The sequence below is a fragment of the Bacillus sp. 5B6 genome (assembly GCF_000259405.1).
GTDB lineage: Bacteria > Bacillota > Bacilli > Bacillales > Bacillaceae > Bacillus > Bacillus velezensis.
Window position 1 is genome coordinate 1,464,124 of sequence record NZ_AJST01000001.1, and the last position, 21,376, is coordinate 1,485,499.

Below are 21,376 nucleotides of genomic sequence, written 5' to 3' on the forward strand. Positions count from 1 at the left end.
GGAAAAGACAACATGAGTAAGTTTGAAGCGATCAAAGAAGAGCAGATGGATATTTTGCGGGAAGTCGGAAATATCGGGGCGGGTCACTCGGCTTCTGCAATGGCTCAGCTGCTGAACAGAAAGATAGACATGGAAGTGCCGTTTGCGACTTTATTGACATTTGATGAGCTCGCTGATTTTTTCGGCGGGGCTGAAACGCCGGTCGCCAGTATCTTTTTAAGAATGGAAGGCGACATGACCGGCTCTATCTTTCTCATCATGCCTTTCCATCAGGCGGAACAGTTTATCAGAGAGCTGATCGGAAATCCGGATTTTGATATTGACCAGTTGGGCGAAGATCATTTGAGTTCTTCTGCTTTACATGAGTTCGGCAATATTTTAGCAGGTTCCTATTTAACGGCATTGGCTGATTTGACGAAGCTTGAGATTTACCCGAGCGTGCCGGAAATCTCACTTGATATGTTCGGCGCGGTTATCAGTGAAGGGCTGATGGAGCTCAGCCAAGTCGGAGAGCATGCCATTGTCGTGGATACTTCTATTTTTGACCAGGGCAGCCGGCAGGAGCTCAAAGCTCACATGTTTATGCTTCCGGACTATGATTCTTTTGAAAAGCTCTTCGTCTCATTGGGTGCGGCTTTATGAGCCGTGCGGAAGCCGCAGTCGTTAAAGTGGGGATTGCGGATGTTCAAGTCGCGCGTTACCCGGATAAAATCCGGACCTCGGGACTCGGTTCATGCGTGGGGCTGGTTTTATACGATAAAGACAAACAAACGGCAGGACTCGTTCACGTCATGCTGCCGGACTCCGGTTTATCAAAAACGGCGGAACTGAACCGCGCAAAATACGCGGACACCGCCGTTAAGATGACGATTGATATGCTTTTGAAAGCCGGCTGCCGCAAGTTTGCCCTGAAGGCAAAACTCGCCGGGGGAGCGGAGATGTTTAAGTTTAAAATGACAAACGACCTGATGAAAATCGGTCCGAGGAATGTAGCGGCCATCAAAGAGCAGCTTTCATTGTATAACATTCCGGTCATCAGTGAAGATACGGGCGGCTCAAGCGGCCGGACGATTGAATTTGAGCCAAAGTCCTGCATGCTGCACATTCGAACTGTTAAACAAGGTGAAACAACGATTTAATAAAGGTATGAGGTAGGGGGATAACAATGCAATCCTTGAATTATGAAGATCAGGTGCTTTGGTCGCGCTGGAAAGAGTGGAAAGATCCTAAAGCCGGTGATGATTTAATGCGCCGTTACATGCCGCTGGTCACATATCATGTCGGCAGAATTTCCGTCGGACTGCCGAAATCGGTGCATAAAGACGATCTAATGAGCCTTGGTATGCTTGGTTTATATGATGCCCTGGAAAAATTTGACCCCGGCCGGGATTTAAAATTTGATACCTATGCCTCGTTTAGAATTCGCGGTGCAATCATCGACGGGCTGCGTAAAGAAGATTGGCTGCCCAGAACTTCACGGGAGAAGACAAAAAAAGTCGAAGCGGCAATCGAAAAACTTGAACAGCGCTACCTTCGGAATGTGACGCCTTCAGAGATCGCAGAAGAGCTGGGGATGACGGAGCAGGACGTAGTATCAACGATGAATGAAGGGTTTTTTGCCAATCTCTTATCCATTGATGAAAAGCTTCACGACCAGGATGACGGTGAGAATATTCAAGTGATGATCAGAGATGACAAAAATGTGCCGCCGGAAGAAAAAATCATGAAGGACGAGCTGATCGCTCAGCTTGCGGGCAAAATTCACGAGCTCTCTGAAAAAGAGCAGCTTGTCGTCAGTTTATTCTATAAAGAAGAACTGACTTTGACCGAAATCGGACAAGTCCTGAACCTTTCGACGTCGCGGATTTCACAGATTCATTCAAAGGCGCTGTTTAAATTAAAGCACCTGCTTGAAAAAGTAATTCAATAATGAACTCATGGTTAGCGAGTGAAAAACATGTCAACACTATTATGGCTTTTAAGCTTTGTGCTTCACGGCGTACTGCTTTATGCCGTCATTATTCTGTACACGAGGTTTTCAGCCCTCAAGGAGACGGAGCGCCAGCAGAAGAAGATTCTTGAAGAGACGGAAAACACCCTTGCAGCGTTTCTGCTTGAGCTGAAAGAAGAAAATGAAAGACTCGAAGACGCAAAAAGCCGTCAAGCGCCGGACGCAGAAGACGCCGAACCCCGGCCGGAACCGAAAGAAGAGCCTGATATTCCGGACCACATGGAAAAGCTTATCAGTGCAACGGAACGGGCTGAAAGTGACGAAAACAGGGGCGCGCATTCGTTTGAAGAACGTGTTTCAGAATTATATGAACAAGGGCTCACTCCCGCGGAAATCGCCAAACGGATGCAGAGCGGAAAGACAGAAATCGAGCTGTTTTTAAAATTTCGCGGCAAAGCTGTAAAGGATTCTTGATTGTCGCATAAAGCTGTGTTATATTATGTCTTGGTGTTAAATACACACGCTTAACGATTTATGCAGAGGGTGCTGCAAACGGCAGTTCTGTACAAAAATGACCTAAGCGGAGGAAAAAAACCATTTTATTAGGAGGAAATCACATGTCAGTTATTTCTATGAAACAATTGCTTGAAGCTGGTGTTCACTTCGGCCACCAAACACGCCGCTGGAACCCAAAAATGAAGCGTTACATTTTCACGGAGCGTAACGGAATCTACATCATTGACCTTCAAAAAACAGTGAAAAAAGTAGAGGAAGCTTACAACTTCACGAAAAACCTTGCTGCTGAAGGCGGAAAAATCCTTTTCGTCGGCACAAAAAAACAAGCTCAGGATTCTGTTAAAGAAGAAGCTGTACGCTCTGGCATGTACTATGTCAACCAACGCTGGTTGGGCGGTACACTGACAAACTTCGAAACAATCCAAAAACGCATTAAGCGTCTGAAAGACATCGAGAAAATGCAAGAAAACGGTACATTTGAAGTACTTCCGAAAAAAGAAGTTGTTCAATTGAAAAAAGAATTAGAGCGTCTTGAAAAATTCCTCGGCGGAATTAAAGACATGAAGGATCTTCCTGATGCATTATTCATCATCGATCCTCGCAAAGAGCGCATCGCTGTTGCGGAAGCTCACAAATTGAACATTCCTATCATCGGAATCGTAGATACAAACTGTGATCCTGATGAAATTGATGTCGTAATCCCTGCAAACGATGACGCAATCCGCGCTGTCAAACTTCTTACTTCTAAAATGGCAGATGCTATTCTTGAAGCGAAGCAAGGCGAAGAAGAAGCGGAAGCTGCTGAAGAGACTGCACCTGAAACAGAAACGACAACTGCGTAACCTAATCAAAAGGTGATAAGAGGGACTGCCTTTTATCACCTTTTTTCAAGAAAAATGTATCTATACATATCTTGTTTACACATATAAGGAGGAATTCAAATGGCTATTACTGCACAGCAGGTAAAAGAACTGCGTCAAAAAACAGGCGCTGGTATGATGGACTGTAAAAAAGCATTGACTGAAACTGACGGAGATATGGACAAAGCAATCGACCTTCTGAGAGAAAAAGGAATTGCGAAAGCGGCTAAAAAAGCTGACCGTATCGCTGCTGAAGGTTCTACTCTTATTAAAACTGACGGCAACAAAGGCGTTATCTTAGAAGTAAACTCTGAAACTGATTTCGTTGCGAAAAACGAAGGCTTCAAAGAGCTTCTGAACACGCTTGCTGACCACCTTCTTGCAAACGCTCCTGCTGATCTTGAAGAAGCGATGGGTCAAAAGATGGAAAACGGTTCTACTGTTGAAGAATACATCACAAGCAACGTTGCTAAAATCGGAGAGAAAATCACTCTTCGCCGTTTTGCTGTTATTTCAAAAGAAGACAGCGAAGCGTTCGGTGCTTACCTTCACATGGGAGGCCGCATCGGCGTATTATCCGTTCTTAGCGGAACAACTGACGAAGATCTTGCAAAAGACATCGCGATGCATGTTGCAGCGGTAAATCCTCGTTACATTTCCCGCGACCAAGTGTCTGAAGAAGAAGCAAACCATGAGCGTCAGATCCTGACTCAGCAAGCTCTTCAAGAAGGCAAACCGGAAAACATCGTAGCTAAAATGGTTGAAGGCCGTCTGAACAAATTCTTCGAAGAAATTTGCTTATTAGACCAAGCTTTCGTTAAAAACCCAGACGAAAAAGTGAAACAAGTTGTGGCTGCGAAAAACGCATCTGTTAAAACTTACGTCCGCTACGAAGTTGGAGAAGGTATTGAAAAACGCCAAGAAAACTTTGCTGAAGAAGTTATGAACCAAGTGAAAAAATAATGGCGGAAAGCCTTGGCGAATCTTTCGCGGCTTTTCAGGCAGTATAGGGGACACTACTTGTGTTCCCTATTTTTAAAACTATATTTACAAACCTTTTTTTCTCTTGCATAATAGGAAACGGCAATGTTTACACTTGGAGGTTATTATGGAAAAACCAAAATACAATCGTATCGTTTTAAAGCTTAGCGGAGAAGCATTGGCAGGAGAGCAGGGAAACGGCATTAATCCGACTGTCATCCAATCCATCGCTAAACAGGTAAAAGAAATCGCTGAGCTTGACGTCGAAGTGGCCGTAGTCGTAGGCGGCGGCAACTTATGGCGCGGAAAAACGGGCAGTGACTTAGGAATGGACCGTGCGACGGCCGATTATATGGGCATGCTTGCTACTGTCATGAACTCACTTGCCCTGCAGGACAGCCTGGAAACGCTCGGAATTCAGTCCAGAGTGCAGACATCAATTGAAATGCGTCAGGTCGCTGAGCCTTACATCAGAAGAAAAGCCATCCGCCACCTGGAGAAAAAACGCGTTGTTATTTTTGCCGCGGGAACAGGAAACCCTTATTTCTCTACGGACACAACCGCAGCGCTGCGTGCAGCTGAAATCGAAGCGGACGTGATCTTAATGGCGAAAAATAATGTCGACGGTGTGTATAATGCTGATCCGAGAAAAGATGAGTCAGCCGTTAAATACGAAAAATTATCTTATCTCGATGTGTTAAAAGACGGGCTGGAAGTCATGGATTCTACGGCTTCTTCACTATGTATGGATAATGATATTCCGCTGATCGTCTTTTCTATTATGGAAGAAGGAAATATTAAGCGTGCCGTAATCGGCGAATCAATCGGAACGATCGTAAGGGGGAAATAACGTTGTCAAACGAAGTATTAACACAAACAAAAGAACGCATGGAAAAAGCGGTTGCCGCTTATTCACGTGAATTGGCGTCAGTCCGCGCAGGACGTGCCAACCCATCTCTATTGGATAAAGTGACAGTAGAATACTACGGAGCCCAAACACCTTTAAACCAGCTGTCTTCCATCAATGTGCCTGAAGCGCGTATGCTTGTTGTCACACCGTATGACAAAACGGCAATCGGCGATATTGAAAAAGCGATTCTGAAAGCTGATCTTGGGGTAACGCCGACAAGTGACGGCACAATTATCCGCATCGCGATCCCGGCTCTGACGGAAGAAAGACGTAAAGAACTTGTCAAAGTCGTGAAAAAATACGCGGAAGAAGCGAAAGTAGCAGTCCGTAATGTCCGCCGTGACAGCAACGATGACCTCAAAAAACTTGAGAAAAACGGAGACATTACAGAAGACGAGCTTCGTGCTTCCAGTGAAGACGTTCAAAAGCTGACAGATGAATATGTGTCAAAAATTGACAGCGTCACGAAGGACAAAGAAAAAGAAATCATGGAAGTTTAATGAAAAACTATGTACAATAGATAATGTGAAAAGACCCTCTCATGTTTACAGGGGGTTTTTTTGTTAATACTGTTGATTACATTGATCATCAGCAACGCAACCTTTTTGGGTGACGGAGGAATCTCATGCTCAACATACTCAAAAATTGGAAGAATCAGCAGAATGCGGCTTCCAACTTAGAACGGTATACAAAAGAAGACATACTGAAGGGTGAAATTCCCGCACACATTGCCATTATTATGGACGGAAACGGACGCTGGGCGAAGAAGCGCTCACTCCCTCGGATTGCAGGACATCATGAAGGAATGAAAGTGGTAAAAAGGGTGACAAAGCTCGCAAGTCAGCTCGGCGTTAAAGTTCTGACTCTTTATGCGTTTTCAACGGAGAACTGGAAGCGCCCGAAGATGGAAGTCGACTTTTTGATGAAGCTTCCGGAAGAGTTCCTGAATACGTATCTTCCTGAATTAATAGAGGAAAATGTACAGGTGAAAATTATCGGAGATGAATCCGCGCTCCCTTCTCATACGTACAGGGCGATTGAGAAGGCCGTAAAAGATACAGAACAAAATGACGGGCTGATTCTCAATTTCGCTTTGAACTACGGCGGACGCACGGAAATCGTCAATGCGGCAAAAGCCCTGGCTGAACAGGTGAAAAGCGGCACGCTGAATATTGAAGACATTGATGAAGCGCTCTTTTCCGGGCATTTAATGACAGAATCAATCCAGGACCCGGAGCTGCTCATCAGAACGAGCGGAGAAATCAGATTGAGCAACTTTATGCTTTGGCAGGTGGCTTACAGTGAATTTGTTTTTACAGATGTCCTGTGGCCCGATTTTAAAGAAGATCACTTTCTGCAGGCAGTGGGAGAATTTCAGCAGCGGGGCCGGAGGTTTGGCGGAATTTAGAGGATGGTGGAAATGAAACAAAGATTGTTAACAGGTGTTCTGGCAGCGGCACTATTTTTATTTTTGGTTATTTTCGGAGGATTGCCGTTCACCGTATTTGTTTACGTGATGGGAAGTATAGCGCTTTTTGAGCTTTTGCGGATGAAAAAGCTCAGATTTTTTTCTTTTCCGGGTCTGATCAGCCTCTTGTTGTTATGGCTGTATATGATGCCGGACAAGTATCATTTTTTCGATGCGAAAATGGAAGTAACGATTTTCGCCGTATTGATTCTGCTCAGCTATACGGTGCTCGTGAAAAACACCTTTACGTTTGACGAAGTCGGGTTTATCGTTCTCGCGACGGTATATATCGGACTGTGTTTTCATTATTTTATTGAAATCAGAAACATTGAAACAAACGGGCTTTTGTATATCTTTTATGCCTGCGTTGTCATATGGTCAACGGACTCAGGCGCATATTTCGTCGGAAAGTCGCTCGGGAAGCGGAAGCTGTGGCCTGAAATCAGTCCCAACAAAACAGTGGAAGGGTTTCTCGGCGGTATTGTCATTGCCCTTATTTTTACGGCTGTTTTTCAGCTGTTTGCGCACCTTCCGATTTCATACCCGGTTCTTTTGGTCATCACGCTTGTTTTGTCTGTGTTCGGACAGATCGGGGATTTGGTTGAATCAGCGCTTAAGCGGCACTATGATGTGAAGGATTCGGGGAAAATCCTTCCCGGGCACGGCGGCATTTTAGATCGATTTGACAGCTTTTTGTTTGTCATGCCGTTCTTATACTTTCTGCTTGCGCTTTTTTCATGAGAAAGGCTAATATGAAAATAAGACCGATCTGGACGCATAGAATGGGAGTGGCATTTTGAAGAATATTTGTCTTTTAGGAGCAACAGGATCAATAGGGGAGCAGACGTTAGACGTATTGCGCATGCATCAAGATCAGTTCCGTCTCGTCTCGATGACTTTCGGTAAAAACGCCGCGAAAGCGATCCCGTTGATCAGAACGTTTCAGCCGAAATATGTAGCAGTCGGCGACATGGATACATACCAAATAGTGAAAGAAGCGTCTTTTTCTCATGAATGTCAAATCGGCATCGGAGAAGAAGGCCTGATTGAAGCGGCAGTCATGGACGAAGTGGATATCGTGGTCAATGCGCTGCTTGGAAGCGTCGGTTTAATCCCGACTTTGAAAGCGATTGAACAGAAAAAAACAATTGCGCTTGCAAATAAGGAAACTCTCGTCACTGCCGGGCATATAGTGAAAGGACACGCAAAACGATACGGCGTTCCTCTTCTTCCGGTCGACAGCGAACATTCCGCTATTTTTCAGGCGCTGCAAGGCGAACAGAGCAAAAATATCGAGCGCCTGATCATTACGGCATCCGGCGGCAGTTTCAGAGATAAAACGCGGCAGGAGCTTGAGTCTGTAACGATTGCCGACGCCCTTAACCACCCGAACTGGTCGATGGGCGCAAAAATTACGATTGACTCAGCTACAATGATGAATAAAGGACTTGAAGTCATTGAGGCGCATTGGCTGTTTGACATTCCGTATGAACAGATTGACGTTGTATTACATAAGGAGAGCATCATTCATTCGATGGTTGAATTTCACGACAGAAGCGTCATCGCCCAGCTCGGAAATCCGGACATGAGGGTGCCGATTCAATATGCGCTGACATATCCGGACCGGCTGCCTCTGCCTGAAACAAAAAGGCTTGAATTATGGGAGATCGGAAGCCTCCATTTTGCGAAAGCTGACTTTGAAAGGTTCCGCTGCTTACAATTTGCCTTTGAATCAGGTAAAATAGGGGGAACGATGCCGACGGTTTTAAATGCGGCCAACGAAGAAGCCGTTGCCGCTTTTCTTGCCGGACGGATTTCATTCTTATCGATTGAGGACCTGATTGAAAAAGCATTGGACCGCCACAGCGTAATTCAGGATCCGAGTCTTGCGGATATCCAAGAAGTGGACAAAGACACCCGGGGATACGTTAATTCAATACTCACATAAGGTGGTATGTTCGTGAATACAGTTATCGCGTTTATTATTATTTTCGGAACGCTCGTTTTTTTCCATGAGCTGGGGCATTTATTGCTCGCCCAAAGAGCGGGAATCCTTTGCCGTGAATTTGCGATCGGCTTCGGCCCTAAAATCTTTTCATTTAAAAAGAATGAAACCGTGTATACGATCAGACTCCTTCCGGTCGGCGGGTTCGTCCGCATGGCCGGTGAAGACCCGGAGATGATCGAAGTCAAACCCGGTTATACCGTCGGGCTTCTTTTTAATAAAGATGACGAAGTGGAAAAAGTCATCATTAATCAAAAGGAAAAATATCCCGACGCTTTAATTATCGAGGTGGAGACGGCTGATCTTGAGCACGAAATGAAGATTACCGGGTACGAGCAGGGGAAAGAAGATGAACTGGCGGGCTTTACTGTCAGTCAGACCTCCTTTTTTATCGTAGACGGAGAAGAAGTGCAGATTGCGCCTTACAATCGACAATTCGGGTCTAAACCCGTATGGAAGCGGATTAAGGCGATTGCTGCCGGTCCGATAATGAACTTCATCTTAGCGTATGTCATTCTCGTCATGCTTGGATTCATTCAAGGCGTGCCTTCGAATCAGCCTGAGCTCGGGAAGCTGACAGACAATGGACGCGCAGCGGCTGCCGGTTTAAAAGAAGGCGACTATATCCAGAGCATTAACGGGGAAAAAATGAGGTCATGGACAGACATCGTGACAGCGGTAAAAGAAAATCCCGGAAAAAAAATCGATGTCGCCGTCAAACGGGACGGCAAATCGTTTCATATCTCGGTTACACCTGAAGCTGTAAAAGATGAAAATAAAAAAACAATCGGCCGCTTCGGCTCTTATGCGCCGACTGAAAAAGGCGCGCTTGCAGCGATTGCCTATGGCGCGACATCTACCGTTGATGTCACAAAAGCGATCCTGACCAATCTGAGCAAACTTGTGACAGGCCAGTTTAAGCTTGATATGCTTTCGGGTCCTGTCGGCATTTATGATATGACGGATCAAGTTGCAAAAACCGGTATTATCAACCTATTCCAGTTTGCGGCGTTTTTAAGCATCAACCTGGGAATTGTCAACCTGCTGCCGATACCGGCGCTTGACGGCGGGCGGCTGCTGTTTTTATTCATTGAAGCAATCCGCGGCAAGCCGATAAACCGTGACAAGGAAGCATTTGTCGTATTTATCGGCGTAGCTTTCTTAATGCTTCTTATGCTGGTTGTCACATGGAACGATATCCAGCGTTTATTCTTATAATTGACTAGTAAAAAATCAGAGGTGCGAAGACATGAGACAAAGTTTGACGCTTATTCCGACCCTGAGAGAAGTGCCGGCTGATGCTGAAGCAAAAAGCCATAAGCTTCTGCTGAGAGCGGGATTTATCAGACAAAATACGAGCGGGGTTTACAGTTACATGCCCCTGGCTTACAGGGTCATTCAAAACATTCAGAAGATCGTGCGTGAAGAAATGGAAAAAATCAACGCGGTGGAAATGCTGATGCCGGCCCTTCAGCAGGCTGAAACATGGCAGGAATCAGGCAGGTGGTATACGTACGGGCCTGAATTAATGCGTCTGAAAGACCGCCACGGCCGTGAATTTGCTTTAGGCGCGACACATGAAGAAGTCATTACTTCTCTCGTGCGCGATGAGGTGAAATCTTATAAGCGTCTGCCGCTCACTCTTTACCAGATCCAGTCTAAATTCAGAGATGAAAAACGCCCGCGTTTCGGGTTATTGCGCGGACGCGAATTCATCATGAAAGATGCGTATTCTTTCCATGCTTCTGAAGAAAGTCTGGAGGAAACATACCAAAACATGTACGGCGCATACAGCAGCATTTTCGCACGCTGTGAATTAAACGTCCGTCCCGTTATTGCCGACTCGGGCGCGATGGGCGGAAAAGACACGCATGAATTTATGGCTCTTTCTGAAATAGGGGAAGATACCATCGCTTATTCCGATGGATCCTCTTACGCAGCCAATACGGAAATGGCGGAAGTTGTCATGAACAGCGAGCCGTCAGATGAAACACCCGAGGCATTGGAGAAAATTGATACGCCGAATGTCAAAAGCATTGAAGAGCTCGCTTCGTTCTTGCAGATCGAGCCGAGCGCCTGCATCAAATCAATGCTGTTTAAAGCGGATGACCGATTTGTTCTCGTGTTAGTAAGAGGCGATCATGAGGTCAATGACGTGAAAGTGAAAAACCTTCTGAACGCGGAAGTGGTTGAACTTGCGTCTCATGAAGAAGTAGCCGAGAAACTTGGCACGGAACCGGGATTTGCGGGGCCGATCGGCGCTGCCGGCGACATTGAGATTTATGCCGACCAAGCCGTAAAAGTAATGGTAAACGCCGTTAGCGGCGCGAATGAAAAAGACCGTCATTACCGAAACGTAAACATCGAACGTGACGCGTCAGTAAAAGCATATGCCGATCTTCGAATCATTCAGGAAGGCGATCCGTCACCTGACGGAAAAGGCACGATCCGTTTCGCTGAAGGGATTGAGGTCGGACAAGTCTTTAAACTCGGCACGCGTTACTCTGAAGCGATGAATGCGACATACCTTGATGAGAACGGGCGTGCGCAGCCGATGCTGATGGGATGTTACGGAATCGGCGTGTCCAGAACGCTTTCAGCCATCGCTGAACAGCATCACGACGAAAAAGGCTTGATCTGGCCGAAAAGCGTTGCTCCGTATGATCTTCATATTTTGGCGCTGAATATGAAAAACGAAGCGCAAAAAGAGCTTGCTGAACAGCTTTACGGCAAATTCCAGGCGGAAGGTTATGAGGTATTATACGATGACCGCGCTGAACGCGCAGGCGTGAAGTTTGCTGATTCTGATCTGATCGGCCTTCCGATCCGTATCACTGTCGGAAAACGTGCCGATGAAGGCATCGTAGAAGTGAAAATCCGCAAAACCGGTGAATCTGCCGAAGTTTCAGTGGATGAGCTTTCTGAATTTATCAAGACGAAGTAATCACCATAACGAATCATACAAAATCATGTTAAAATAGAGAAAAAAGAAGGTACCTCATCACCTGCGGAGGTACCTTCACTTATGATGTTTTAAGGGAGGGATACTGTCTGAATGGAACAGTTATCAGTAAACAGAAGACAGTTTCAGATTCTTCTGCAGCAGCTTAATATGACAGATGATACCTTCATGACATACTTTGAAGACGGAGAGATTGATAAACTGACAATCCATAAAGCAGAAAAGGCCTGGCATTTCCAATTTCGCTTTAAGGCTCTTCTGCCGTATCAAATATATGACTCATTCATGATGAGGTTAACACAATCGTTTGCTCACATCGCCCGTGTCACATCGTCTGTTCAGGTCATCGACCCTACAGTGACAGAGGAGCTTGTACAGGATTATTGGACACGCTGTATCGAAGAGCTTGAAGGAACCTCGCCGCCGATGGTGGCTCTTTTGAATCAGCAGAAGCCGAAGCTCAAGGGAAACAAACTGATCGTGAAAACAAAAACAGATACAGAAGCATCTGCGCTCAAAAATAAATACAGCGCGCTGATTCAGCACAGCTACCGCCAATTCGGCTTTCCGGAACTTCAGCTGGATACCGAAATTTTCGTATCTGACCAAGAAGTCCAGAAATTCCGAGAGCAAAAGCTTGCTGAAGATCAGGAGCGGGCGATGCAGGCGCTTATCGAGATGGAGAAGAAGGAAAAAGAGGGCGATGAGGATCAGGCACCGTCCGGACCGCTTGTCATCGGCTATCAAATTAAAGAGAACGAAGAAATCCGGACGCTTGACAGCATCATGGATGAAGAAAGAAGAATTACGGTGCAGGGGTTTGTGTTTGATGCTGAAACACGCGAGCTGAAAAGCGGACGCACGCTCTGCATTTTCAAAATCACGGACTATACAAACAGCATTTTAGTAAAAATGTTCGCCAGAGAAAAAGAAGACGCCGCTTTGATGAAAACGCTGAAAAAAGGCATGTGGGTGAAGGCGCGGGGAAGCATTCAAAACGATACATTCGTCAGAGACCTCGTCATGATTGCAAATGACGTGAATGAAATAAAAGCCAAAACCCGTGAAGACACCGCTCCTGAAGGCGAAAAACGGGTTGAGCTTCATCTGCATTCTCCGATGAGCCAAATGGATGCTGTAACGGGCGTCGGAAAGCTTGTCGAACAGGCGAAAAAATGGGGACATGAAGCGATTGCGTTAACTGATCATGCCGTTGTGCAGTCTTTCCCGGATGCCTATTCCGCCGCGAAAAAACACGGCATTAAAATGATTTACGGAATGGAAGCCAATGTCGTAGATGACGGCGTTCCGATCGCATACAATCCAGCTCACCGTCTCTTGGAAGAAGACACATACGTCGTCTTTGACGTTGAAACGACAGGTCTGTCCGCAGTGTATGACACGATCATTGAGCTTGCCGCAGTCAAAATAAGAGGCGGAGAAATCATCGATAAATTCGAAGCGTTCGCCAATCCGCACCATCCGCTGTCAGCAACGACGATAGAGCTTACCGGGATTACGGACGACATGGTCCGCGACGCTCCCGATGTCGTTGACGTCGTGCGGGATTTTAAAGAATGGATCGGCGATGACGTGCTTGTGGCTCATAACGCCAGCTTTGATATGGGATTTTTAAATGTGGCGTACAAGCGTCTTTTGAAAACGGAAAAAGCGAAAAATCCGGTCATTGATACGCTGGAACTCGCGCGTTTCCTGTATCCTGAGTTTAAAAATCACCGCTTAAATACGTTATGTAAGAAGTTTGATATCGAATTAACCCAGCATCACCGAGCGGTCTTTGACGCTGAAGCAACGGGCTACCTGCTGTTGAAAATGCTCAAAGATGCCGCTGAAAAAGACATTTTTTATCATGATCAGCTGAATGAGAATATGGGACAATCCAATGCTTATCAGAGATCAAGACCTTATCACGCTACATTGCTTGCCGTAAATGAGACCGGCCTTAAAAATCTGTTTAAGCTCGTGTCCATTTCTCATATTCAATATTTCTACAGAGTGCCGCGCATTCCGAGGTCGCAGCTTAATAAATACAGAGAAGGTCTGTTAATCGGCTCTGCCTGTGACAGGGGTGAGGTCTTTGAAGGCATGATGCAAAAATCTCCTGAAGAGGTTGAAGATATCGCATCCTTCTATGATTATCTTGAAGTGCAGCCGCCGGAAGTATACAGACACCTTCTGCAGCTTGAGCTCGTCCGGGATGAAAAAGCGCTGAAAGAAATCATCGCCAACATTACAAAGCTCGGAGAAAAATTGAATAAGCCGGTCGTGGCTACGGGAAATGTCCACTATTTAAACGATGAGGATAAAATTTACCGGAAGATCTTAATATCTTCCCAAGGCGGCGCCAACCCGTTAAACAGACACGAACTGCCTAAAGTGCACTTCAGAACGACAGATGAAATGCTGGAGGCTTTCTCCTTCCTCGGTGCGGAAAAAGCGAAAGAAATCGTGGTTGACAATACGCAGAAAGTCGCTTCGATGATCGATGAGATCAAACCGATCAAAGACGATCTGTACACGCCGAAAATTGACGGGGCCGATGAAGAAATCCGTGAAATGAGCTATCAGCGCGCCAGAAGCATTTACGGTGAAGAGCTTCCCGAAATTGTGGAAGCGAGAATAGAAAAAGAATTAAAAAGTATTATCGGTCATGGATTCGCCGTTATTTATCTCATCTCTCATAAGCTTGTAAAACGGTCTCTGGATGACGGTTATCTCGTCGGCTCCCGGGGGTCCGTCGGTTCATCGCTTGTGGCGACCTTAACGGAAATCACTGAAGTGAACCCGCTCGCTCCGCACTACGTGTGTCCGAGCTGCCGATATTCCGAATTCTTTAATGACGGATCAGTCGGTTCCGGTTTTGACCTTCCGGATAAAAGCTGCCCGTCTTGCGGCACCCCTTTGAAAAAGGACGGACATGATATCCCGTTTGAAACGTTCTTAGGCTTTAAAGGTGACAAAGTACCCGATATCGACTTGAACTTCTCAGGTGAGTACCAGCCCCATGCCCATAACTACACGAAAGTATTGTTCGGTGAAGATAACGTGTATCGCGCGGGAACGATCGGCACCGTCGCGGAAAAGACGGCTTACGGATATGTGAAAGGCTATGCGGGTGATCACAACCTACACATGCGCGGCGCGGAGATCGACCGTCTGGTGCAAGGCTGTACCGGCGTTAAGAGAACGACCGGCCAGCATCCGGGGGGGATTATCGTTGTCCCGGATTACATGGATATTTACGATTTTTCACCGATACAATTCCCGGCAGATGCGACGGGGTCTGAATGGAAAACGACTCATTTTGACTTCCACTCCATTCATGACAACCTGCTGAAGCTTGATATATTAGGGCACGATGATCCGACCGTTATCCGGATGCTCCAGGATTTAAGCGGAATTGATCCGAAGACGATTCCGACAGATGATCCGGAAGTTATGAAGATTTTCCAAGGCACAGAATCGCTCGGCGTTACTGAAGAGCAGATCGGCTGTAAAACGGGGACGCTCGGCATTCCTGAATTCGGGACGCGATTTGTGCGGCAGATGCTTGAGGATACGAAGCCGACGACGTTCTCCGAGCTTGTCCAGATTTCCGGGCTTTCTCACGGAACGGACGTATGGCTCGGCAATGCGCAGGAACTGATACACAACAATACGTGTGAACTGAGCGAAGTGATCGGCTGCCGTGATGACATTATGGTTTACTTGATCTATCAGGGCCTTGAGCCTTCACTGGCCTTTAAAATCATGGAATTCGTCCGTAAAGGCAAAGGCCTGACGCCGGAATGGGAAGAAGAAATGAAAAAGAACAATGTGCCGAACTGGTATATTGATTCATGCAAAAAAATCAAATACATGTTCCCGAAAGCCCACGCCGCCGCATACGTGCTGATGGCGGTGCGGATTGCCTATTTTAAAGTGCATCACGCGCTTTTATATTATGCTGCGTATTTTACCGTCCGCGCAGATGACTTTGACATTGATACAATGATTAAAGGCTCGACCGCCATCAGAGCGGTGATGGATGATATCAGTTCTAAAGGGCTTGATGCTTCGCCGAAGGAGAAAAACCTCCTTACCGTGTTAGAGCTTGCGCTTGAAATGTGTGAGCGCGGCTATTCCTTCCAGAAGGTCGATCTATACCGTTCGAGCGCTTCGGAATTTATCATTGACGGCAACAGTCTCATCCCGCCGTTCAACTCAATTCCGGGACTTGGAACCAACGCCGCTCTCAATATTGTGAAAGCGCGGAAAGAAGGGGAATTCCTTTCAAAAGAGGATCTCCAAAAACGCGGAAAAGTGTCAAAAACCATTTTAGAGTATTTAGACCGTCACGGCTGTCTTGAGTCGCTTCCGGACCAAAATCAGCTGTCTCTGTTTTAAGCTTTGTGAACAGCCTCCGAGCGGAGTTTGATTTGCATTAAATATATGGTTATGGTATAGTTTTATTGGAAATGCTAACGATTACCGAGGCAAAGAGTGGGGAAACCCGCTCTTTTGTATTGAACAGGCAATTTTGCCTCGACATGTCCATCGTTTTCTCAATGCCCCTGCTCTTTTGAAGCAGGGTTTTTATGCAGAGGAACGGCTGATATGATATCGACAGCACAAGGAGGAAAAACATGAGCAAAAAAGTGACTGATACCGTTCAAGAAATGGCTCAGCCCATACTGGATGACCTTCAGCTTGAACTCGTAGACATTGAATTTGTCAAAGAGGGTCAAAACTGGTTCCTTCGCGTGTTTATTGATTCCGAGAACGGTGTTGATATTGAGGAGTGCGCCAAAGTCAGCGAAGCGTTAAGCGAAAAGCTGGATGAGGCCGATCCGATCACCCAGAACTACTTTCTTGAAGTATCTTCTCCTGGAGCCGAGCGTCCATTAAAGAAAAAAGCCGACTTCGAAAAATCACTGGGCAAAAATGTGTACATGAAAACGTACGAACCGATTGACGGTTTAAAAGTGTTTGAAGGCAAATTGGCTGAATTCGATGGACAAACTGTTACAATAGAGATGACGGTCAAAACAAGAAAGAAACGGGTCAATATTCCGTATGAAAAAATAGCTAACGCAAGATTAGCTGTAACATTTTAATGAATGAAGTATTAGTGTTTAAGGGGGGAGACCGCTAACATGAGCAGTGAACTATTAGATGCTCTCACTATTCTTGAAAAAGAAAAAGGCATCAGTAAAGACATTATCATCGAAGCAATTGAAGCTGCCTTAATTTCCGCGTACAAGCGAAATTTTAACCAGGCGCAAAACGTACGGGTCGATCTGAACCGTGAGACGGGCACGATCCGCGTGTTCGCAAGAAAGGATGTCGTAGACGAGGTATACGATTCAAGACTTGAAATCTCGCTTGACGACGCCCAACACATCCATCCGAACTACCTTGTCGGAGATGTCGTTGAAATAGAAGTAACGCCGAAAGACTTCGGCCGCATTGCTGCGCAGACGGCGAAACAAGTGGTGACGCAGCGTGTCCGTGAAGCTGAGCGCGGCGTGATTTACTCAGAATTTATCGATCGTGAAGAAGACATCATGACGGGAATTGTACAGCGCTTAGACAGCAAGTTTATTTACGTGTCTCTCGGCAAGATTGAAGCGCTGCTGCCCGTCAATGAACAAATGCCGAATGAGAGCTATAAACCGCACGATCGGATTAAAGTATTTATCACAAAAGTCGAAAAAACGACAAAAGGGCCGCAGATCTATGTATCAAGAACGCATCCTGGTCTGTTGAAGCGTCTTTTTGAAATCGAAGTGCCGGAAATTTATGACGGAACGGTCGAACTGAAATCCGTTGCCAGAGAAGCGGGCGACCGCTCTAAAATCTCCGTCCGCACTGATGACCCTGACGTTGATCCGGTCGGTTCATGCGTCGGTCCTAAAGGCCAGCGCGTGCAGGCGATCGTCAATGAACTGAAGGGCGAAAAAATTGATATCGTTAACTGGTCTGATGATCCGGTTGAATTTGTTGCCAATGCGCTCAGCCCGTCTAAAGTGCTGGATGTCATCGTCAGCGAAGAAGAAAAAGCCACGACTGTCATCGTTCCTGATTACCAGCTTTCTCTGGCAATCGGAAAAAGAGGGCAAAACGCCCGCTTAGCCGCGAAACTGACAGGCTGGAAAATCGATATCAAAAGTGAAACGGATGCAAGAGACCTTGGCATCTATCCGAGAGAGCATGAAGAAGATGACGATTTAGAGCCGCTCTTTATGGAGCCTGAAACAGCCGAATCGGATGAATAAGAGGTGACTTTAGGTGAATAAGCGAAAAAAAATTCCTCTGCGCAAATGCGTGGTAACGGGGGAAATGAAGCCTAAAAAGGAACTGATCCGAATTGTCCGTTCTAAAGAAGGAGAGATTTCAGTCGATCCGACCGGAAAGAAGAACGGGCGGGGTGCCTATATCACCCTTGAGAAAGAATGCATCTTAGCTGCGAAAAAGAAAAACACATTGCAAAATCAATTTCAATCACAAATCGATGACCAGATTTTCGAAGAATTGCTGGAACTGGCGGAAAAGGTGAAAAAATAACATGTCTGGAATGGAATGGTTTCCCTTGCTGGGTCTGGCCAATCGAGCTCGTAAGGTCGTGTCGGGCGAGGACTTGGTTATAAAAGAAATTAGAAATGCGCGTGCAAAACTTGTTCTGCTGACAGAAGATGCATCTGCGAATACTGCAAAAAAAGTATCCGATAAATGCAATTATTATAAAGTGCCTTATAAAAAAGTCGAAAGCCGCGCGGATCTCGGCCGCTCTATCGGCAAGGAATCACGTGTCGTTGTCGCCGTCACTGACCAAGGTTTTGCGAATAAGCTGATCAGCTTGCTCGATTAATATTTTTGGGGGTGAACGAATGGCTAAAATGAGAGTTTACGAATATGCAAAAGCCATCAATGTTTCAAGCAAGGAAATTTTGACTGCGCTGAAAAACATGGATATAGTAGTAAATAACCATATGGCAATGCTTGAAGAAAAGACCATTAAGCAGCTTGATGCGAAATTTAAAAAAGGCGGCGCCGGCGTTACATCTCAGAAGCCTGCGGAAACGAACAAAAACAAGCCGCAAGGGATTAATCAGCAGCCTGCTGGGAATCAACCAAACAAAATTCGAGACGGAAAGAAGAATGACGTGCAGAATAATCAATTTAACAAAAACAAGAAGAATAACAACAACAACAAAAACAAAAACAAACGCAATCATAACAACAAAAATCAGTATCAGCAAAAACCGCTGAAACCGAAAAAAGAGCTTCCTGAGAAAATTACGTTTTCCGGCTCTTTAACAGTCGGGGCCTTAGCCGAAGAACTTGGCAAAGAACCGTCTGAACTCATTAAAAAACTGATGCTTCTTGGCGTAATGGCTACCATTAACCAGGAGCTTGACAAAGACACAATCGAACTGATCGCATCTGAATACGGTGTGGAAACAGAAGAAGTGATTGTGCTTGAAGAAACTGAGCTTGAAAAATATGAAGAGGCTGACAAAGAAGAAGATCTTCAAATCCGTCCGCCTGTCGTGACGATCATGGGCCACGTTGACCACGGGAAAACGACCCTCCTTGACAGCATCAGAAAAACAAAAGTTGTTGAAGGTGAAGCCGGCGGAATCACCCAGCATATCGGGGCTTACCAGATCGAAGAAAACGGCAAAAAAATCACGTTCTTAGATACTCCGGGACACGCGGCGTTCACAACAATGCGTGCGCGCGGTGCGGAAGTAACTGATATTACCATTTTAGTCGTAGCGGCTGATGACGGCGTTATGCCGCAAACAGTCGAAGCCATCAACCATGCGAAAGCGGCTGAGGTTCCGATTATCGTTGCCGTGAATAAAGTGGATAAAGAAAGCGCGAACCCTGACCGTGTCATGCAGGAGCTGACTGAATACGGACTCGTTCCTGAAGCATGGGGAGGAGAAACGATTTTCGTTCCTCTGTCCGCTCTTACAGGCAAGGGAATTGACGAGCTTGTCGAAATGATTCTGCTTGTCAGTGAAGTGGAAGAGCTGAAAGCCAATCCGAACCGTCAGGCAAAAGGAACGGTTATTGAAGCTGAGCTCGATAAAGGAAGAGGATCTGTCGCGACGCTTCTCGTTCAAACGGGAACATTGAATGTCGGAGATCCGATCGTTGTCGGAAATACATTCGGCCGCGTGCGGGCCATGGTCAATGATCTCGGCCGCCGCGTGAAAACAGCCGGACCGTCCACACCTGTAGAAATCACGGGCTTAAACGACGTACCGCAGGCTGGCGATCAATTCCTCGTCTTTAAAGACGAAAAAACAGCCCGTTCTGTCGGTGAAGCACGTGCTTCCAAGCAACTGGAAGAACAGCGCAGCGACAAAGCGAAGCTGAGCCTCGATGATCTGTTTGAACAAATTAAACAAGGCGATGTCAAAGACATCAATTTAATCGTAAAAGCTGACGTTCAAGGTTCAGCCGAAGCGTTAACAGCCGCTCTCCAAAAAATTGAAGTAGAAGGCGTAAAAGTGAAAATCATTCACACAGGCGTCGGTGCGATTACGGAATCAGACATCATTCTCGCATCTGCTTCAAATGCAATCGTTATCGGGTTTAATGTGCGCCCAGACGGAAATGCTAAGAGCACGGCTGAAGCTGAAAATGTAGATATCCGTCTTCACCGTATCATTTACAAAGTCATCGAAGAAATTGAAGCGGCGATGAAAGGAATGCTTGATCCTGAATACGAAGAAAAAGTCATCGGTCAGGTTGAAGTGCGCCAAACATTCAAAGTGTCGAAAATCGGCACGATTGCCGGCGGATATGTAACAGACGGCCACATTACACGTGACAGCGGACTCCGCCTGATCCGTGACGGCGTGGTCATCTTCGAAGGGGAAGTAGACGTTCTGAAACGCTTCAAAGATGATGTGAAAGAAGTTTCACAAGGATATGAATGTGGTATTACAATTAAGAAATACAATGACATTCGCGAAGGCGACATCATTGAAGCGTATGTCATGCAGGAAATCGAAAGAAAGTGATCGGATTTGCGGAATGTGAATGCATCATTTATGATGCGGGATCATTAAAGGAGAAACGAGCCGTTCTGAAGCGGATTATAACGAGGGTTCAGAATAAGTTCAACGTGTCGGCTGCAGAAATCGGCTATCAGGACACTTGGCAGCGGACCAGCTTCGGAATCGCCGTCGTCTCCTCCTCTCACGTTCAGGCGGAAAAGGAGATCCAGCGCGTACTCGCGTTTATTGACTCCTTTCCCGAAATAGAACGGACGATCACTAGAACAGAGTGGTTTTAACTTAGAGGTGATTGAATTGAGTATGAGAGCAAACCGTGTCGGCGAGCAGATGAAAAAAGAGCTCGGGGATATTATCAGCCGAAAGCTGAAAGACCCGAGAATCGGATTTCTCACTGTAACAGACGTACGTGTTTCAGGTGATTTACAAATAGCGAAGGTGTATATCTCCGTTCTCGGCGGAGAGAAAAAGAAAGAGGAGGCGCTGAAAGGGCTTGAGAAAGCGAAAGGATTTATCCGTTCCGAAATCGGCAGCCGAATCAGACTCCGCAAAACGCCTGAGCTTGAATTTGAATTTGATGAATCAATTGAGTACGGCAATCGTATTGAAACATTGATTCACGAACTGCATTCAGATAAACCGTCTGAATAACAAGGAAAGAGGATGGGCGAGTGTCGTCTGTCCTCTT

General features: G+C 46.1%; 21 protein-coding genes. All 21 read left to right on the forward strand.

What is annotated here, in order from left to right:
• Positions 1–12: 12 nt before the first annotated feature.
• The gene (gene cheC, locus MY7_RS07140) at positions 13–642 is read left to right on the forward strand and encodes a CheY-P phosphatase CheC (RefSeq protein WP_003154222.1); all 630 of its coding nucleotides are present in this window, start codon (positions 13–15) and stop codon (positions 640–642) included.
• The gene (gene cheD / locus MY7_RS07145) at positions 639–1,139 is read left to right on the forward strand and encodes a chemoreceptor glutamine deamidase CheD (RefSeq protein ID WP_003154219.1); all 501 of its coding nucleotides are present in this window, start codon (positions 639–641) and stop codon (positions 1,137–1,139) included. Before cheC ends, cheD begins: the two co-directional genes overlap by 4 nt.
• A gap of 26 nt (positions 1,140–1,165) precedes the next feature.
• Positions 1,166–1,930 carry an RNA polymerase sigma-28 factor SigD gene (gene sigD, locus MY7_RS07150; RefSeq protein WP_003154217.1) on the forward strand — a complete coding sequence of 255 codons (765 nt, stop codon included), beginning with the start codon at positions 1,166–1,168 and terminating at the stop codon, positions 1,928–1,930.
• Between the two features lie 27 nt (positions 1,931–1,957).
• On the forward strand, positions 1,958–2,425 hold the full coding sequence (locus MY7_RS07155) for a DUF6115 domain-containing protein (RefSeq protein ID WP_007611451.1): 468 nt from the start codon (positions 1,958–1,960) through the stop codon (positions 2,423–2,425).
• Positions 2,426–2,568: 143 nt separating this feature from the next.
• The gene (gene rpsB / locus MY7_RS07160) at positions 2,569–3,309 is read left to right on the forward strand and encodes a 30S ribosomal protein S2 (RefSeq protein WP_007611453.1); all 741 of its coding nucleotides are present in this window, start codon (positions 2,569–2,571) and stop codon (positions 3,307–3,309) included.
• A gap of 99 nt (positions 3,310–3,408) precedes the next feature.
• Positions 3,409–4,290: a translation elongation factor Ts gene (gene tsf, locus MY7_RS07165; RefSeq protein WP_007611455.1), complete on the forward strand. Its 882-nt coding sequence runs from the start codon at positions 3,409–3,411 to the stop codon at positions 4,288–4,290.
• A 145-nt stretch (positions 4,291–4,435) separates the two neighbouring features.
• The gene (gene pyrH, locus MY7_RS07170; RefSeq protein WP_003154213.1) at positions 4,436–5,158 is read left to right on the forward strand and encodes a UMP kinase; all 723 of its coding nucleotides are present in this window, start codon (positions 4,436–4,438) and stop codon (positions 5,156–5,158) included.
• Positions 5,159–5,160: 2 nt separating this feature from the next.
• Positions 5,161–5,718, forward strand: coding sequence for a ribosome recycling factor (gene frr / locus MY7_RS07175; protein ID WP_003154212.1), 558 nt, complete (start codon positions 5,161–5,163; stop codon positions 5,716–5,718).
• 125 nt (positions 5,719–5,843) lie between these two features.
• Positions 5,844–6,626, forward strand: coding sequence for an isoprenyl transferase (locus MY7_RS07180; RefSeq protein ID WP_007611457.1), 783 nt, complete (start codon positions 5,844–5,846; stop codon positions 6,624–6,626).
• A 3-nt stretch (positions 6,627–6,629) separates the two neighbouring features.
• Positions 6,630–7,427, forward strand: a complete 798-nt coding sequence (locus MY7_RS07185; protein ID WP_007409796.1) for a phosphatidate cytidylyltransferase — start codon at positions 6,630–6,632, stop codon at positions 7,425–7,427.
• 55 nt (positions 7,428–7,482) lie between these two features.
• Entirely contained in the window at positions 7,483–8,634 is a 1,152-nt protein-coding gene (gene dxr, locus MY7_RS07190) for a 1-deoxy-D-xylulose-5-phosphate reductoisomerase (RefSeq protein ID WP_007611458.1), read from the forward strand.
• A 6-nt stretch (positions 8,635–8,640) separates the two neighbouring features.
• Complete coding sequence (gene rseP / locus MY7_RS07195; protein ID WP_007611459.1) at positions 8,641–9,909, forward strand: RIP metalloprotease RseP; 1,269 nt, start codon at positions 8,641–8,643, stop codon at positions 9,907–9,909.
• 31 nt (positions 9,910–9,940) lie between these two features.
• A complete protein-coding gene (gene proS, locus MY7_RS07200; RefSeq protein ID WP_007611460.1) occupies positions 9,941–11,635 on the forward strand; it encodes a proline--tRNA ligase in 1,695 nt (564 codons plus the stop codon).
• Positions 11,636–11,746: 111 nt separating this feature from the next.
• The gene (locus tag MY7_RS07205; protein ID WP_007611461.1) at positions 11,747–16,060 is read left to right on the forward strand and encodes a PolC-type DNA polymerase III; all 4,314 of its coding nucleotides are present in this window, start codon (positions 11,747–11,749) and stop codon (positions 16,058–16,060) included.
• A gap of 239 nt (positions 16,061–16,299) precedes the next feature.
• A complete protein-coding gene (gene rimP, locus MY7_RS07210; protein ID WP_007409801.1) occupies positions 16,300–16,770 on the forward strand; it encodes a ribosome maturation factor RimP in 471 nt (156 codons plus the stop codon).
• Between the two features lie 39 nt (positions 16,771–16,809).
• Positions 16,810–17,931, forward strand: coding sequence for a transcription termination factor NusA (nusA, locus tag MY7_RS07215; RefSeq protein WP_003154195.1), 1,122 nt, complete (start codon positions 16,810–16,812; stop codon positions 17,929–17,931).
• A gap of 13 nt (positions 17,932–17,944) precedes the next feature.
• Positions 17,945–18,220: a glucose-induced regulator RulR gene (gene rulR, locus MY7_RS07220; RefSeq protein ID WP_003154193.1), complete on the forward strand. Its 276-nt coding sequence runs from the start codon at positions 17,945–17,947 to the stop codon at positions 18,218–18,220.
• A 1-nt stretch (position 18,221) separates the two neighbouring features.
• Entirely contained in the window at positions 18,222–18,524 is a 303-nt protein-coding gene (locus MY7_RS07225; protein ID WP_003154192.1) for a YlxQ family RNA-binding protein, read from the forward strand.
• Between the two features lie 19 nt (positions 18,525–18,543).
• On the forward strand, positions 18,544–20,694 hold the full coding sequence (gene infB / locus MY7_RS07230) for a translation initiation factor IF-2 (protein ID WP_007611462.1): 2,151 nt from the start codon (positions 18,544–18,546) through the stop codon (positions 20,692–20,694).
• A complete protein-coding gene (locus MY7_RS07235) occupies positions 20,691–20,969 on the forward strand; it encodes a DUF503 domain-containing protein (RefSeq protein ID WP_003154188.1) in 279 nt (92 codons plus the stop codon). The genes infB and MY7_RS07235 overlap by 4 nt, the downstream gene beginning before the upstream one ends.
• 16 nt (positions 20,970–20,985) lie before the next feature.
• The gene (gene rbfA, locus MY7_RS07240; RefSeq protein WP_003154185.1) at positions 20,986–21,339 is read left to right on the forward strand and encodes a 30S ribosome-binding factor RbfA; all 354 of its coding nucleotides are present in this window, start codon (positions 20,986–20,988) and stop codon (positions 21,337–21,339) included.
• Positions 21,340–21,376 lie beyond the last annotated feature (37 nt).